We start from the raw sequence: 14,233 nt of genomic DNA, 5'->3' as shown, positions 1-14,233 counted from the left end.
GCCGGGCGGGTGGTCTCGCCGGACTGGCGCGCGCCGCCGCCGGCCGCGCGGCTGGGCGCCCCCCCCCCCCCCCGCGGCCGTGATTGCTACTACGAAGTCGTCGGGCTTCGCCAGCTACCTACGGCGAGTCCCAGGACGTACCCGCCCTATCCGGCGTCGCCGCCACCCGCTTCAGCGCCGCCACCCGCATCAGCGTCGCCATCTTCAGCGTTGCTGTCCTCAGCGTCGCCATCTTCAGCGGTGTTGTCCTCGGCATCGCCGGCGTCGCCGTCATCAGCACTGGCGTCTACCGCGTCGCCGTCTTCAGCGTTGCCATCCTCAGCGCCGCTATCCACAGCGTCGCCTTCTTCAGCGGCGCCATTTTCAGCCCCGTCGTCCTGGGCGGCAGACAGCCCGGTATCACCGGACTGCACGCCGGTGTCCGCAGTTGCCGGGCCGACGCCGAACAACCCGAGGGCTGTTGGGGCGACGAGCGCGGCCATGAGAGTGGTTTTGATCGTGTGATGCATCTGTATCCCTTCTCGAAATGGAAGTGGTACGTGCTGATCAACATTGACGATTTTGACCGTCGCGACACTCTCAAACCAGTAAAAAGAACATTCGGTGTGCAAATGTTACCGGCCACTATTGCGCAATTCGATCCTTAATAATCGGAGATCGGGAAGCAGATGTGCGCCGGTACCACTACCAGCGAGGACCTACAAACATTAATACAGGCCTTCGAATTGCAGGCCTCCTCGAACGCTGGGCTACGAGCTACTCGATACATCCGTATAGCGCTTCCATCGACAAGCAGCAACACCTTTAGCGTGCGCTCAGTACGCCGTCGAGGATGAAAAAGTAAAGGACGCATCGGGGTTGATTTCGATTCGATCGGTTTGTGCCGCGCCGCTGCCGGATTCATTGATGGGACCACGGAATTCGCCGAGGGATTTACCGTTTGGGAGACATACGAGCGCCGCTCATAGGAGTCGACGAACGGCCTCGACGATCGCGCGGCGTCGATCATCGGCACTCTCAGCCTCGGAGGACGAGGCGGGAATGCTGGTGACGTTGCTCGGGTTCCACGCGAGAGCGATGCTCAGGACGAGAGTGAGCAGCGTCGTGGGTGAGAATACGGAGCCGATACCGTCCTGTTTCTGTGCTGCGGCAAGTGCGTCCAGCTTCGCGTCGCGCGCAGGTGCCGCGAAGGCCAGGTCGCCACGCTCCAGGCGGTGCCAGGTGGCCAACCGGATGACTTCGGGATTCCGGCGGCAGTAGTCGAACAGCTGTCCGGCGTACCCGGGGAGGTCGCCCGGGGTGAAGGGGACCGAATCCAGGCCGTGGGTGACGTGGGCGTCGAAGACCGCGTCGAAGAGTTGGTCCTTGCTGCAGAAGTAGACGTAGATGAGGTTCTTGTTGGCCGCCGCTGTCTTGGCGATCCGGTCCACGCGGGCTCCGGCGATACCGTACGTGGCGAACTCATCGGTGGCGGCTCGCAGAATGCGGGCCTTGGTGGCGTCGGCTCGGGACATCCGCTGCGTCACCCGATTCCGAAGACGGCGAAGGCCGCGTCCGATGCGACGAGCAGCACCGTGCACCACAGGGCGACCCCGGTCATCAGCCAGCGGATCAGCCGCCAGCTGGGGATGCCGAGCGCCGCCCCGAGCAGGGCCGAGCCCCAGGTGCCGAAAAGCGCAGGCCCTACGAGGCCGAAGCCCGCCACGCCGTATCGGTCGAGGACCCGCCGAGCCCGCCGCCCCGTGGCGCCGGAGAGTCGGCTGTCCGCTGCGGGCGCCTTTTCGCCGGCGGCATCGATGACGGCTGCACCATCGGCCTCCGTCGCCGAATCGGCCCGTGCGGCAGCCGACTTCCGGCGGACGCGCCAGGACTGCCAGCGCAGCCGGGCACGTTCCATAGCGAACACCGCGAAGACCACACAGCAGGCCGCGCCCAGCAAGACCGCGACCAGCGCGACCGGGCCCGACAGGGACAGTGAGAGGCCGACGGGGACCGCCGGGGTGCCCAGCACGAAGCCCGCGAGCAACGTCCCGACAAATCGCCCCATGCAGATTCCTCTCAGCCGCGTCGTGAGCGCTGGGTGGATCCAACGACCACAAACTAACTAACTGGTTAGTATCTTGCCATGAAACACAGCGACACGGCGCTCGGCGAGCTGGCGGCCGGAAAGTACCTGCTCCTCACCACCTTCCGCCGAGACGGCAGGGCAGTCCCCACACCCGTCTGGGTGATGCGCGACGATCAAACGCTGGCGGTGTGGAGCGCGGCGGACGCAGGCAAGGTGAAGCGCATCCGCAACGAGAGCCGGGTAACGGCCACCCCCTGCGACTGGCGCGGAAAGCCGCTCGGCGCCCCACTTCCCGGCTTCGCCGAGGTGCTGACCCCGGACGCGAGCGCACACTTCACCACCCTGATGAAGCGCAAGTACGGGCTGGTCGCCCGGATCGGCCTGCTGGGCAGCAGGCTACGCGGAGGCTCCGAGCGCATGGTGGGCATCCGCATCCGGCTGGACGGTTGAGCTGGCGAACAACGTCGCTCGTCCGCAGGCGCCCCTGGCAAATTCGGAGTTTGGCGCTGGCTACAAGGTCCTGTCCGACGACTCTGGACGTGAGTGCAGTGACGTCGCATACCGATCGGTACAGACTTTTCCTTGCCGCCACCATGCAGCGATGTGCATCACAGTGTCATTCGATTGTGCTCTGAGTCACTGGGATCGGGGTGAGCGGTCGATCAGATAGGAATTGTTGAAGATGCTTGCAATGAAGCAGCACATGCGCCGGTCCGTGGTGGCCGCCGCGCTCATCGTGGGAGTCGCCGTCGGGCACGGGCTCGGAGCCACGTCCGCCGGTGCGGAGCCCGTCATCCCCTCGGACTTGCAGTCGTTCGCCGATACGATCACCGCTGGGCTGAGGCCGTCGCCGGACGGCAGGCAGCCCAAGGCGATCGTCGACTCGGGCGGTAGCTCGGGAAGCGGATCCGGCGGTAGTTCAGGTAGCGCCTCGGGCAGCAGCTCGGGATACGGACACAGCACGGCCGCTGCCCCTGTCGGCCAGGGCCCGGAACTCACCGCCCCGCTGGCCGCATTCGCCTATGGCCTCGCCAGTCCGGACGTGGCCCCCGCCGGTGCGAACAAATGGGATTGCAAGCCGAGCGCTGAGCATCCCAACCCGGTGGTCCTGCTACACGGCACCTGGCTCAACGCCTTCGACACCTTCAGCTACCTCTCACCGCAGCTCGCCCGCGCCGGATTCTGCGTGTTCGCCCTCAATTTCGGTCGCTCCGGGCTCCTCGAGGGCGGTGGCCTCGGTGCCGTTCTGCCCGGTCGCTACGGCGTGGGCCCGATGGAGGAATCGTCGCGCCAGGTCGCCGATTTCATCGAGCGGGTGCGCACAACCACCGGCGCCGACAAGGTCGACATCGTGGGTCACTCACAGGGCGGCACGATCGCGAACCACTACCTGAAGTTCGAAGGCGGCGCGGGCAAGGTCGAGAAGGTGGTGACCTACGGTGCCACCCACCACGGCACCACCCTGATGGGCATCGCCACGCTCGGCCGGGCCATCAACAACCTCGGCATCGACATCCTCGGTTTCAACGAGCCGATCGTCGGAATATCGAACATCCAGCAGGCGGTCGGGTCCCCGTTCTACGCCACACTGAACGCGAAGGGCGACACCGTTCCCGGCGTCGACTACACCGCGGTGGCATCGCGCTACGACGAGGTCTCCAACCCCTATGACTGGGCGTTCCTGCGCGCCGGTGAAGGTGCGACGGTCCGCAACATCACCCTGCAGGAAGGGTGCGAACAGGACCTGTCCGATCACCTGACCCTCATGTACTCGCCGCGCGCGGCCTCCATCGCCCTCAACGCCCTCGACCCCGTCAACCACCCGGCCATGAACTGCACGTTCAACCCGTGGTTGATCGGTGGCGGCGGCACACTGTGAACCCCCGATGACCAGCCACCTCGAACTCGAGTCGCCCGTGCAGCTCGCGCGGGCGACCGACCGCATCGCGCACAAGATTCTCGAGACCATCCCGCGCCGCAGCCGACGAGGAAACGTGCTGCGCGAGGAAATCAGCGCCGTCGTTGCCGATTGTCTGGCACTGGTGTCCGACGCGAAGCGGACACACCGCGGCGCCCGGATGTCGCGCATTCGTCCGGCCGCTGCGCGCTGGGCGAGCATCGGCGTACCGATCGACACTGTGCAGCAACATGTTCACGCGGGGTTCCGGCTCCACCTGGACGATCTCGAAGCGCGCTCGGCGCCCTTCGACGAAGTTCGCCGGCTGATGGATGCATTGAGCGCGGTGACCGCGACGGTGTCGACGATATACATGGAGATCGCACCGCCTGGTGGCGATCGCGGTGGGTATGTGGCGCACGCTCTGCTCAGCGGCCGCCACACGACGAGAGCTACCCGTGAGCACGGTGCACCGCTAGATGAGCGGTACACCGTGCTCGCGGTGGCCGGAGATCGGTCCGCGCGTGATGCGGTAGCGCCGCGCGACTTCCGGGCGATGCTGTCGAGGAGCTTCGGGCAGCCCGTGCCGGGGTTGGAGTCCGAATTCGGCGCGACAATTCTGGTGCCGGACTCGTTCGGCACCGAGAAGATCCGCGGCATGGTCGGGCTGACCTCACTCACCGTTGTCGGGGTCACCGTCGACAGGGATCGGATTCCCTCGGCGGCCGAGGAGGTCCACGAATTGCTGGACGTGGCAATAAGACTCCACTACCCACCGGGCCTTTACCAGATCGAAGACCTCGCTATCGAGTATCAGCTGACCCGGCCGGGGCCTGGACGGGATCGTCTCGAGGTGTTCCTCGATCCGGTGGCCGAGTTTCCGGATTTGATCAGCACGCTGCGCGCACATATCAACAACGGCCTCAACCGCCGGCTCACATCACGCGAAACCCACATCCACATGAACACCGTCGACTACCGGCTCCGACGCATCTACGAACTCGTGGGACTCAGCGCGCACGATCCGAAAGTCATCTGGATGCTTCGAGCCGCGCTGATCGTGCGCGACTACCAATTGGTGGACGGGCCCGACAACAAGGTTCAACGACCAGTCACCACTGACCTGCGAAACCGACGGCTCACCGAAACCGGGCATCGGGCCCGGGTGTAGCCCAGGTACTGAGCCGACCGAGCGTGAGAGGGAGCGCGAGTCTCGACCACCCACGATAGGCGGCAGGTGCGGACGCCTCGACCAGCAGTGCGTTGTGATGGGCGCGAATGCCCGGATAGTGCCCCCGGATCCGTGGGCCGCGGAACCGGGGTCTAGTAGCTGAGCTGATGCCCCAATAGCGTGATCTTCGCCGCTCGGGGGCAATTGGACAGTTCGAAAACGCAGAGCAGTAAGGAATTTCGATGAAACGATCACTCGGCGCGGCCACCCTGGCCGGTGCGCTGATGCTGGCCCCGATGGCCACCGCCCAGGCCGCCACAGAACAGGTTGCCCCGGTCGCTGGATGCGTCGAGTTCCCCATCGGCGCGCCGGGCGGGTGCGACTTCTTCCAGAACATCCTGCAACTGCTGAGCACCGCCTCGTCCAGCCTCAGCGGCTAGCCCGAAGGCATCCCGAACCGAATAACGCGTACGACCCGGTCGCCCCGAATGGGAGGTCGGGTCGCTCCGCGTTCGCGGAGGCCACGGAGGTTCGGTGATCAACGGAAAGTCCGTCCCTCATCGGTACGCTCGTCGGCATGGGCGGGGACTTGTTACTGCTGATCGCCACCATCGGCCCGTTGGCACTGTTCGGGTGGGCGGCTGTTCGGGCGAAGCGCCGCGGCCTCGGGGGTTCGTTCGTCGGGCCGTTTCAGGAGATGTTCGATCCCGGCGCGGCGCGCGCACAGATCGTCATCGAGGAGATCGCGGAACTGCCGGATCCTGCGGACTCCGGCGACCCGGACAACGACGACGATGTGCCGAACACAGTGGTGTATAAGGGCGTTCGGCTCTTCATCAACCCTGACAAGGCTCGGCAGCGCGGAGGTGACGAGACCACCAGGCGAGCTGGGTGAGCACCCGCCTTGCCAACCCCGGCCGAGCCGAATGCAGCGTCTGCGGACCTTGAACATTCGAGCACTGGGACCTATCTCCCGGAGGCGAGTTGAATCCGAATCAGTCTGGTGTGCTTGGCCGCTTCGGCGATGTCGTCGGCGCGAGGCAGCCCTTGGGCGTTCCGGCGCACGCCGTAGTACTTCGAATCGCCGGGCATCGTGTGCAGGAATTCGGACAAGCTGTCAGCGATGACTGCGGGATCCTCGACGACAGTAGCGATTCCGGTCATCCTTCGTCCGGCGATCAGGAGCTCGACGGCCGGTTCGTCGCGCAGGTTGATCCACCACTTGCTGTCGGTGTAACAGGACACCAACTCGCCCTGTCGGAGATATCGAACGACAGCCACGTATCGGTTGCCGGTCTGTCGACCGGCGAAGGTCAGCAGCATCGTCGTTTTGCTCATCACCCGGTGCGCTGGTGACCGCAGTAGACGCTTCACAACCCAGTTCACATAGCCGGGCACGGTGGGTGGAGTGGTGGTAGAGGCGGTCATCGTCGAACTCCGTCCTTATTTGACGAACGTACAATAAGGCCAAGGCTACCGGTTGTTATACACGTGTCAAGTAAGATTGGCGAGATGGCAGAACGACGACTGACTCCGCAGCAAAGGCACGACCAACTGCTGGATATCGGTGCCGCGCTGTTCGCAGAGAAGACCTATGAGGACGTGCTCATGGAAGAGGTCGCCGAACGCGCCGGCGTCACGCGCGCGCTCGTGTACCACTACTTCTCCAACAAGCGGGACTTCTACGCGGCGATCTTTCAACGCGCCAGTGACCAGTTGCTCGCAAGCACCGATGTCGATGACGATCGCTCGTTCGCCGAGATGTTGGAGGCGGCCGTCGACGCCCATATTCAGTACTTCATCGACAACCGGCGTGCCGGTAGGACTGTGAACCGCGGGGCGCTTGCCGACGATCCGGTAATCCAAGCGATCATCGCCAAGGAACTCGACACTGTCGGTCAGCGCCTGCTCGACAAACTCGAAATGACAGGGCACGCCCGCACCGTCGCTGCTGTCGCCGTACACGGCTGGCTCGTCTTCGGGCGCACAGTATGTGTCGAATGGATACAGTCGCAATCGATCTCACGGGCCGAACTCACCCGAATCTGCCTCGGTGCCTTCTCCGGCGCGATCGAGCCTGCACTCACACTCCGTAATGCCGCCCTCGACCGACCGAACCGGGAATCGACGGCCCACCCAGCATCGAACAAGCACACCGGTTGATCCACACAGCAGCGCCGCTCCTCCCGTTTCCAACGCGGCCGAACCGACCAGCCAATCGGTACTGGAACATCTTGGCGTTCAACGCGCTTGCGGGGCGGGTGTTCGGGTGCGACGACGGCGAGCCGCACAACTGCCTGGTCACGTTCTTCACCAGCCCCCGCTACCGGGGACTGCTCGAGCTGTGGCCCGATGCCGCATCTGACGTGGTCGCCGCCTATCACTGGACGCGACGCTCGTGCCACACGACAACGAATGTCAGCGTGTAGCAAGCGAACTCGCTGCTTCGGATCCAGAGTTCGCCGAACTCTGGGAACGCCACGAAAGGCGGTGCATCGAAGCCGTGAATGCCCTGCACCACCCAGAGGTCGGTGATCTGTACTTCGACGCCACCACGCTCACCGTCGCCGACCACCCGAATTGGTCACTGGTGCTCTACAACCCGAGACCGAACACCGACACGGCAGACCGCCTGGCTGGACTCCCCCGACTGCGTCTATCCGAATCCGCGTAACCACCGGCCGCGCGCATGCCGACCGATTTCACCTGGTGCCGGCCAGAGTCACCGGGATCGTGCGCAGCGCACCACCTCAGCGCAGAGCCGCGCGTCCTCGAATGCGGCCGAGGACCACGAGAACCACCAGCGTGACCACCACGAGGACGGTGGTTCCGGCTGCGGCGTCGAACACTTCACCGCGGTCGGTCTGCGCGAAGATGCTGACGGGCAACGTCTTCCAGGTGGCGGGGTAGACCATGATGGTCGCGCCGAGTTCGCCCATCGACAGCGCCACGGCCAGACCGGCGGCGGCGCCGAGAGCGGGCAACAGCAGCGGGAGGGTGATCTGGCAGAGAACTCGGATCGGGCCCGCGCCGAGAGATTCGGCGGCTTGGCGGTAGGCGGGGTCGAGGCGGTCGAGGGCGGCGGAGACGGCGCTGAAGGCGTAGGCCAGGACCAGGACCGCGTGGGCGAGGATCACGATCCACTTGGTGCCGCCGAGCAGGAGCGGACGCTCGTTGAAGGCGATGAGAACGCCGAGGCCGACCGCCACCGAGGGGACCGCGACCGGGAGGTGGAAGACTGTGTCGGTGAGCCGGCGCAACCAGGTGGGGGCTTCCCGCGAGGCCAAGGCCGCCCAGGTGCCGAGCACGAGGGAGATCGCGCCGGCGAGCAGGGCGGTTTGCAGGCTCACCGAGAGGCTGGCGGCCTGCTCGCCACTGAGCGCGTTGCCGATATTGGTGAAGCCGAGGTCCGAGGGCAGTGGGCCGGTCCAGCTCCCTGCCAGGGCGGCGGCGACCACGGTGGCGATCGGGGCGACGAAGACCACCGCGACGACCAGCGCGAAAACCCCGAGTACCAGCGTTTTTCCGCGAGGAGTCCAGACGAGCACGATCATTCCCCCTTCGGGCGGGCGATGAACCGGGCGAAGACGAACCGGTAGACGAGATAGAGGCTCAGCGAGAGCAGCACTTGCACCGAGGCCAGCACGGCCGCGCCGGGCAGGTCGAAGGTGACGATGCCGCGGGTGTAGATCAGCGCGGGCAGGGTGATGACACCCTTGGCGCCGGTGAACAACACGATGCCGAACTCGTTGAGCGTGAGCAGCAGCACCAGACTGCCGCCCGCCGCGAGCGCGGGCCACGCTTCGGGCAGCACCACCTGGCGCAGCACCCGCCACGGCGAAGCGCCGAGACTCGCCGCCACATCGAGTTGTTCGCGCGGCATCTGCGCGAACGCGGCGAGCACCGGGCGCACCACGAACGGCGTGAAGTAGGTGATCTCGGCCAGGATCACCCCGAGCGGGGTGGTGAGGAAATCGATGACAGGTGTTGTCGCACCGGTCAATTCGGCGATCAGGGCGTTCACCGCGCCCGCGGTTCCGTAGAGGAACGTGAAGGCGAGGGTGATCAGGAACGAGGGCAGCGTCAGGATCGTGTCGATGAGTCGACCCACCACTCCCGAGCCGGGGAACGGCACGAACGCGAGCACGACGGCCAGGAACGTACCGAGGACCAAGCAGCCCGCCGTCGAACACACCGCGATGGACACGGTGCGCCACAACGCTTCCCGGAACGCCTCGGACCCGAGCACCGAGGTCCACACCTCGGTACCACGCCCGGTCGGCGTCCTGGTCGATTCGGTGAGCACCCGCAGAATCGGATAACCCGCGATCCCGAGCACCACCAGCACCGGCGGCAGCGTCCACAGAATCGGCAACCACGAGCGAGGCGCCCCAGCGACTTTCGCCGCCGGGACGGGCGGATCGAGAACCGGTGCGCTCACCGCGACACCTCCCCGCCACCGACCGCGCGCGGAATCAGCACTCCCGCCGGATCCGGCAACCGCACGCCGACCACAGATCCGACCTCGGTGGTGAAGTGGCCCGACACGTCGGCGGCGAGTTCGCCGGGAAGACCGTCGACAGCCAGTTCGACGCGAGTCGTAGCACCACGCCACACCGAGGTGAGTACGGTGGCGCGCAAGGCATCTCGATCACCGGTCTTGCCGAGGGTGATCGTGTGCGGGCGGATGCACAGCAGGGCATCGTCGTCGGGCGCCCACTCCGCCAGTCCCACACCGGGTTGCGGCGCTCGAGCGCGCAGCGTCTTGGTGCCCGCGGTCACCAGAGCGGCGGTGCCCGTGACGTGGTTGACCGCGCAGGGCACCAGGTTCGCGCCGCCGAGGAAACCGGCGGTGAAGTCGGAGGGCGGGCACTGCCAGAGGTTTTCGGCCGTGTCGATGTCGACGAGCCTGGAATCGCGCATCACCGCGATCCGGTCAGCCAGCGCCAATGCCTCGGCCTGATCGTGGGTGACGTACAGCATCGCGGTGTCGGGCAACGCTTTTCGCAGTGCCTGCAACTCGCCGAGCATCGAATGTCGCAGTTGCGCGTCGAGTGCCGCGAGTGGCTCGTCGAGCAACAGCACGCTGGGCTTGATCGCCAACGCGCGAGCGATCGCCACACGCTGCTGCTGACCGCCGGACAGTTCACGCGGCAGCCGCTCGGCGTACCCACCCATGCCGACCATCTCGAGCGCCTCGGTGACCCGCGCGGCGATCTCCGCACGCGCCACCCGATGCGATTTCAAGCCGAATGCCACATTGCTGTGCACGTTCATGTGCGGGAACAGCGCGTAGGACTGCACCACCACACCGATGCCGCGCTTGGCGGGCGAGAGATCGGTGACATCGCGGCCCGCGAGGCGGACCGTTCCCGAGGTGGGCCGGACGAAGCCTGCCAGCGCTTTCAGCGCGGTCGACTTGCCCGACCCACTCGGGCCGAGGAGCGCGACGGTCTCGCCGACGGCGACGCGCAGGGTGAAATCGGCCAGCGCGACGGCGGCCTTGCGGCCCCTGCCGTAGCTGACCCCGACCCGGTCGAACACGATCGCGGGTTCGTTGGTTGCCGCCACCGAGGTCGCGGATTTCATCTGGAGGTCACCGTCGGACATCATCAACTCCCTTGGATCACAGCCGAATTCAGCTGCCGGTTGCCTTCTGGTACGCCGCGACATCGGCGTCCAGCTCGGTCAGCACCTTGTTCCAGTCGACCGGGACCACCTCGACACCGGTCAGCGCGGCGGCCGGACCACCATCGGCCGGGGCGGGCACATCGGTGCGGGGCGATACGGCGAAAGCCTCCGGGCCCAGCTTCGCCTGCGCGGCCGGGGCCATCAGGAAGCTCATCAGCTTGGTGGCGTCGTCTTTGTGCGGGGCGCCCTTGGCCAGGCCCATCATGTACGGGACAGCCACGGTGGAGCGCTTACCGCCGGCAGCCGGGAAGAAGACGTTGAACTTGGAGCCCTTCTCCTTCACCGTCGTCAGGTTCATCTGCACATCACCGTTGGCGATGAGCAGCTCGCCCTTGTCGACCTTGGCCTGCAGCTTGCCGGTCGAGGACGACGGGCCGACATTGTTGGCCTGCAACGCGGCCAGGTAATCGAGGGCGCCCTGCTTGCCACGCAACTGCTGCAGCAGCACCAGCACCGCGGTGCCGTCACCGGCCTGGCCGGGGGTCGAGTACTGCAGCTTGCCCTTGTACTCCGGCTTCAGCAGGTCTTCCCAGGTGAGCGCCGAAGCGTCGACCGCGGGGTTGGCGATGAAGCACAGGAAGTTGTTGGCCAGGGTCACATAGTTACCCTCGGCGTCCTTGGCCGCGGCCGGAACCGCGGCGGTGTCGATGCCGCTGGGCTGCAGCAGACCCGACTGCTCGGCCTTCTGGATGAACGGCGGCAGCGTGACCACGACGTCGGCCTGCGGGTTGGACTGCTCCTTGTCGACGCGGTTGACGACCTCGCCGGAACCCGCCTCGACCAGGTTGACCGCGATGCCGGTCTCCTTGGTGAACGCGTCGAACTGGGACTTGTACCAGCCACCGACACCGTCGGCGGAGTACACGGTGACGGTCTTGCCGTCCGCGGATTCGGTACCGGTGCCACCGCAGGCGCCGGTGAACGCGACGGCGGTGACGCCGGCGAGCAGCAGCGCGGCCTTGGACAGGCGACGCGCGGTGAGGGAAGTACGCACGATTACAGCAACTTTCGTTCAGATGTCGGGACAATCGCAGGGACGGGTGGATCGGAGGGCGACGCCGCGACGATTACCGCGACGGCAAGTTTCAGTGGGCCAGCACCAGCGCCGGGAACTCGGCGACCGACGCCACGACATGGGTGGCGCCCGCGGCCCGCAGCTGATCGGCGGAGTGCGCGCCGGTGAGAGTGCCCGCGACGATCCCCGCACCGGCGGCGAGGCCGGTGGCGATGTCGCTGGTGGTGTCACCGAGGACGGCGATCCGGTCGACGGCGTCGACGCCCAGGCGCAGCGCGGCGGCCAGCACCATGTCGGGGTAGGGGCGGCCGCGACCGGCGTCGGACGGCGCGAGGGTGAGGTCGACCAGATCGGCCCACCCCAGCGCGGCGAGGAGTTTGTCCTGGGTGCTCCGGCTGAATCCGGTTGTCAGCGCGACCCGGACACCGGCGTCACGCAGTGCGGTGATCGCTTCCACCGCACCGGGGATCGGCGCGATATCGACCTCGTCGATCAGGGCGTCGTAGGCGGTTTCGAAGGCGCGGTTGGCATTCTGGGCGGCGGCCTCGTCACCGTCGAGCAGCGCGCGGAACACCTCGATCTTGGACTGGCCCATGGTGTCGACTACGTAGCGGCGAGCCTGTGCACGGCGCGGGCCATCGGTCTCGATCCCGGCGGCGGTGGCGGCGCTCTCGAAGGCGCGCAGCACCAGTCCACCGTCGGCGACGGTGGTGCCTGCCATGTCGAGGGCAGCGAGCTGGATCTTCTTGTCCGACATAGGTGTTCCTCACAGTCCGATCTGGGCGGCGGTTTGTTCGCCGATGGCGGGGCCGAGTGTCATACCGCGACCGCCGGGGCCGGTGACGACCCACACGTTGGTATCGGCCTGCACGCGGGTGACGACCACATCGGGGTCGACACTCTGGCTGTAGACCCCGGCCCAGCGCCGCACGATCGGCGGCAGCTTGCGGCCGAGCAGTTCCTCGGTCACCTCGGTGAGGTGTTCGTAGGGCGCTTCGTCGACGTCGAAGGCGAAAGGCTCGACGTATTCGTGGGTGTCGCCGATGGTCAGGCCACCGTGCAGTCGCTGTACGCACAGCAGCTGCATCTTGTGCTCGGCGGCGGTGGCGGTCTGGGACTGCTCGGCTGCCAGCGAATCCACCTGTGGGCCCGCGAAACCCGGGTAGTAGCGGAAGCTGTCGCCGTCGGCGATCGCGGTGGTGAGCGGCTCGCCCAGCGGGGCGGTCTGCATCATCTGCAGCCGCACGCGGCGCACCGGCAGTTCGCCTGCCAGTTCGCGGGTGAGCCCCGAGTGAGCGGCACCGGGGCAGTGGATGACGAGGTCGGTCTCGTGGCGGCGACCGTGATCGTCGACGACGACCGCGCCCGAACCCGTGTCGAGCACCGAGCGGGCCTCGGTGCCCTCGTGGAAGGTGTAGCGACCGGTCGCGCCCATGTGGGCGCGCAGCGCGGGCAGCGCCTGGCGCGACTCCACCGCGGCATCGGTCGAACAGTGCAGACCCGCAAGGTATTTACCACGCACGGCCGGGTTGATCGCGCGCACCTGGTCGGGGTCGAGCAGGGCGAAGCCGCGGGCGTCCGCGGTGTCACCGGCAGCCGCGGCCTCGGCGACGGCGAGTTCGGCGGGGGTCCGCACGAGCGTGATCGAGCCCGCTGGCCGGAAGCCGACGCCGGCGACCCGGCCGCCGATCTCCTCCCACAGTTCGCGCGAACGCAGTGTCAGCTCGAGCTCGTTCGCCGAGCGGCCCGATACCCAGACCAGGCCGAAATTGCGGACCGTCGCGCCGCGGGCTTCGCGTTCGCGTTCGAGGTGCACGACCTCGTGTCCACGGGCTATCGCCGCCCAGGCGTGTGCGGTGCCGAGGATCCCTCCACCGATGATGACCAATCGCATGCCACCGATAGTGGCAAATGGTCTAGACCGATAGGTGTGGGCAACGAGAACGGCAAGTTAATTTTTGGTATAGACCAATACGGGTAGGCTGGGCGGCATGGATTCGCCGCAGACGACCCGAGTTCCGAAGGTGTTTCTGGTTCGCACCGAAATCGACCTGCTCCTGGCCGATCTCACCGAAGGCGACCCGGTGCCCTCGGAACGCGACCTGGCCACCCGCTTCGGCGTCGCCCGCGAAACCGTGCGGCAGGCATTGCGAGAACTGCTGGTGGAGGGCAGGATTCGGCGACAGGGCCGCGGCACGGTGATCTCCCGGCCCAAACTCACGCAGCCACTATCGCTGCGCTCCTATACCGAGGGCGCGATCAGCCTCGGGCGCACCCCAGGCCGCATCCTGGTCGCATGGGAAGACGGGGGGGCCCGAACCGGGCGCGCCCCCCCCCACCCGCGGTGTGGGGGGGCCCGGGGGTGTGAGCCGGGTCGAGGGGGGGGGGGCC

The 14,233-nt window shown here is 66.7% G+C and carries 16 protein-coding genes and 2 pseudogenes; 8 read left to right on the top strand and 10 right to left on the bottom strand.

All coding sequences use genetic code 11. From position 1 onward, the window contains the following. Positions 1 to 146: 146 nt before the first annotated feature. The 3 genes from ACFWPX_RS19180 to ACFWPX_RS19170 form a co-directional block, all read right to left on the bottom strand. Positions 147 to 509, bottom strand: a complete 363-nt coding sequence (locus ACFWPX_RS19180) for a hypothetical protein (protein ID WP_378928535.1) — start codon at positions 507 to 509, stop codon at positions 147 to 149. A 453-nt stretch (positions 510 to 962) separates the two neighbouring features. Then, a complete protein-coding gene (locus tag ACFWPX_RS19175) occupies positions 963 to 1,514 on the bottom strand; it encodes a TetR/AcrR family transcriptional regulator (RefSeq protein WP_378928534.1) in 552 nt (183 codons plus the stop codon). An 8-nt stretch (positions 1,515 to 1,522) separates the two neighbouring features. Beyond that, the gene (locus ACFWPX_RS19170; RefSeq protein ID WP_378928533.1) at positions 1,523 to 2,047 is read right to left on the bottom strand and encodes a hypothetical protein; all 525 of its coding nucleotides are present in this window, start codon (positions 2,045 to 2,047) and stop codon (positions 1,523 to 1,525) included. 78 nt (positions 2,048 to 2,125) lie between these two features. On the opposite strand from ACFWPX_RS19170, the gene ACFWPX_RS19165 reads away from it, so the two are divergent. The 5 genes from ACFWPX_RS19165 (at position 2,126) to ACFWPX_RS19145 (ending at position 6,031) form a co-directional block, all read left to right on the top strand. After that, positions 2,126 to 2,518 carry a PPOX class F420-dependent oxidoreductase gene (locus ACFWPX_RS19165; RefSeq protein ID WP_378928531.1) on the top strand — a complete coding sequence of 131 codons (393 nt, stop codon included), beginning with the start codon at positions 2,126 to 2,128 and terminating at the stop codon, positions 2,516 to 2,518. Between the two features lie 241 nt (positions 2,519 to 2,759). Next, on the top strand, positions 2,760 to 3,947 hold the full coding sequence (locus tag ACFWPX_RS19160; RefSeq protein WP_378928530.1) for an esterase/lipase family protein: 1,188 nt from the start codon (positions 2,760 to 2,762) through the stop codon (positions 3,945 to 3,947). A gap of 7 nt (positions 3,948 to 3,954) precedes the next feature. Beyond that, positions 3,955 to 5,136: a PucR family transcriptional regulator gene (locus ACFWPX_RS19155; protein ID WP_378928529.1), complete on the top strand. Its 1,182-nt coding sequence runs from the start codon at positions 3,955 to 3,957 to the stop codon at positions 5,134 to 5,136. A gap of 242 nt (positions 5,137 to 5,378) precedes the next feature. Continuing rightward, positions 5,379 to 5,576: a hypothetical protein gene (locus ACFWPX_RS19150; protein ID WP_378928528.1), complete on the top strand. Its 198-nt coding sequence runs from the start codon at positions 5,379 to 5,381 to the stop codon at positions 5,574 to 5,576. A 137-nt stretch (positions 5,577 to 5,713) separates the two neighbouring features. After that, positions 5,714 to 6,031, top strand: a complete 318-nt coding sequence (locus ACFWPX_RS19145) for a hypothetical protein (RefSeq protein ID WP_378928527.1) — start codon at positions 5,714 to 5,716, stop codon at positions 6,029 to 6,031. 71 nt (positions 6,032 to 6,102) lie between these two features. On the opposite strand, the gene ACFWPX_RS19140 is transcribed toward ACFWPX_RS19145, so the two are convergent. After that, positions 6,103 to 6,564, bottom strand: a complete 462-nt coding sequence (locus tag ACFWPX_RS19140; RefSeq protein WP_378928526.1) for a nitroreductase/quinone reductase family protein — start codon at positions 6,562 to 6,564, stop codon at positions 6,103 to 6,105. A gap of 84 nt (positions 6,565 to 6,648) precedes the next feature. Between ACFWPX_RS19140 and ACFWPX_RS19135 the strand changes: the two genes are divergently transcribed. Both ACFWPX_RS19135 and ACFWPX_RS19130 read left to right on the top strand, forming a co-directional pair. Further along, positions 6,649 to 7,299, top strand: coding sequence for a TetR/AcrR family transcriptional regulator (locus ACFWPX_RS19135; protein WP_378928525.1), 651 nt, complete (start codon positions 6,649 to 6,651; stop codon positions 7,297 to 7,299). A gap of 98 nt (positions 7,300 to 7,397) precedes the next feature. After that, a pseudogene (locus ACFWPX_RS19130) lies at positions 7,398 to 7,810 on the top strand (hypothetical protein). 76 nt (positions 7,811 to 7,886) lie between these two features. Here the strand turns inward: ACFWPX_RS19130 and ACFWPX_RS19125 are convergent. From ACFWPX_RS19125 to ACFWPX_RS19100, 6 genes are all read right to left on the bottom strand, one after another. After that, on the bottom strand, positions 7,887 to 8,684 hold the full coding sequence (locus tag ACFWPX_RS19125) for an ABC transporter permease (protein WP_378928619.1): 798 nt from the start codon (positions 8,682 to 8,684) through the stop codon (positions 7,887 to 7,889). Between the two features lie 2 nt (positions 8,685 to 8,686). After that, complete coding sequence (locus ACFWPX_RS19120) at positions 8,687 to 9,577, bottom strand: 2-aminoethylphosphonate ABC transporter permease subunit (protein WP_378912367.1); 891 nt, start codon at positions 9,575 to 9,577, stop codon at positions 8,687 to 8,689. After that, positions 9,574 to 10,746: an ABC transporter ATP-binding protein gene (locus ACFWPX_RS19115; RefSeq protein WP_378928524.1), complete on the bottom strand. Its 1,173-nt coding sequence runs from the start codon at positions 10,744 to 10,746 to the stop codon at positions 9,574 to 9,576. The genes ACFWPX_RS19120 and ACFWPX_RS19115 overlap by 4 nt, the downstream gene beginning before the upstream one ends. A gap of 28 nt (positions 10,747 to 10,774) precedes the next feature. Continuing rightward, on the bottom strand, positions 10,775 to 11,821 hold the full coding sequence (locus ACFWPX_RS19110) for a 2-aminoethylphosphonate ABC transporter substrate-binding protein (RefSeq protein WP_378928523.1): 1,047 nt from the start codon (positions 11,819 to 11,821) through the stop codon (positions 10,775 to 10,777). A 91-nt stretch (positions 11,822 to 11,912) separates the two neighbouring features. Next, a complete protein-coding gene (locus ACFWPX_RS19105) occupies positions 11,913 to 12,599 on the bottom strand; it encodes a phosphonatase-like hydrolase (RefSeq protein ID WP_378928522.1) in 687 nt (228 codons plus the stop codon). Between the two features lie 9 nt (positions 12,600 to 12,608). Continuing rightward, positions 12,609 to 13,736, bottom strand: a complete 1,128-nt coding sequence (locus tag ACFWPX_RS19100; RefSeq protein ID WP_378928520.1) for a TIGR03364 family FAD-dependent oxidoreductase — start codon at positions 13,734 to 13,736, stop codon at positions 12,609 to 12,611. Positions 13,737 to 13,833: 97 nt separating this feature from the next. Between ACFWPX_RS19100 and ACFWPX_RS19095 the strand changes: the two are divergent. Further along, positions 13,834 to 14,158, top strand: a pseudogene (locus ACFWPX_RS19095) (GntR family transcriptional regulator); the annotation flags it as partial. Positions 14,159 to 14,233: the final 75 nt, after the last annotated feature.

The organism is Nocardia sp. NPDC058518 (assembly GCF_042719655.1).
Lineage (GTDB): Bacteria > Actinomycetota > Actinomycetes > Mycobacteriales > Mycobacteriaceae > Nocardia.
This window is presented reverse-complemented; position numbering and strand designations above follow the sequence as displayed.

What these genes read in the sequence shown, in the direction of transcription:
- ACFWPX_RS19180 (WP_378928535.1), bottom strand. Translation starts at nt 509, where the DNA reads ATGCATCACACGATCAAAACCACTCTCATGGCCGCGCTCGTCGCCCCA.
- ACFWPX_RS19175 (WP_378928534.1), bottom strand. Translation starts at nt 1,514, where the DNA reads ATGTCCCGAGCCGACGCCACCAAGGCCCGCATTCTGCGAGCCGCCACC.
- ACFWPX_RS19170 (WP_378928533.1), bottom strand. Translation starts at nt 2,047, where the DNA reads ATGGGGCGATTTGTCGGGACGTTGCTCGCGGGCTTCGTGCTGGGCACC.
- ACFWPX_RS19165 (WP_378928531.1), top strand. Translation starts at nt 2,126, where the DNA reads ATGAAACACAGCGACACGGCGCTCGGCGAGCTGGCGGCCGGAAAGTAC.
- ACFWPX_RS19160 (WP_378928530.1), top strand. Translation starts at nt 2,760, where the DNA reads ATGAAGCAGCACATGCGCCGGTCCGTGGTGGCCGCCGCGCTCATCGTG.
- ACFWPX_RS19155 (WP_378928529.1), top strand. Translation starts at nt 3,955, where the DNA reads ATGACCAGCCACCTCGAACTCGAGTCGCCCGTGCAGCTCGCGCGGGCG.
- ACFWPX_RS19150 (WP_378928528.1), top strand. Translation starts at nt 5,379, where the DNA reads ATGAAACGATCACTCGGCGCGGCCACCCTGGCCGGTGCGCTGATGCTG.
- ACFWPX_RS19145 (WP_378928527.1), top strand. Translation starts at nt 5,714, where the DNA reads ATGGGCGGGGACTTGTTACTGCTGATCGCCACCATCGGCCCGTTGGCA.
- ACFWPX_RS19140 (WP_378928526.1), bottom strand. Translation starts at nt 6,564, where the DNA reads ATGACCGCCTCTACCACCACTCCACCCACCGTGCCCGGCTATGTGAAC.
- ACFWPX_RS19135 (WP_378928525.1), top strand. Translation starts at nt 6,649, where the DNA reads ATGGCAGAACGACGACTGACTCCGCAGCAAAGGCACGACCAACTGCTG.
- ACFWPX_RS19115 (WP_378928524.1), bottom strand. Translation starts at nt 10,746, where the DNA reads ATGTCCGACGGTGACCTCCAGATGAAATCCGCGACCTCGGTGGCGGCA.
- ACFWPX_RS19105 (WP_378928522.1), bottom strand. Translation starts at nt 12,599, where the DNA reads ATGTCGGACAAGAAGATCCAGCTCGCTGCCCTCGACATGGCAGGCACC.
- ACFWPX_RS19100 (WP_378928520.1), bottom strand. Translation starts at nt 13,736, where the DNA reads ATGCGATTGGTCATCATCGGTGGAGGGATCCTCGGCACCGCACACGCC.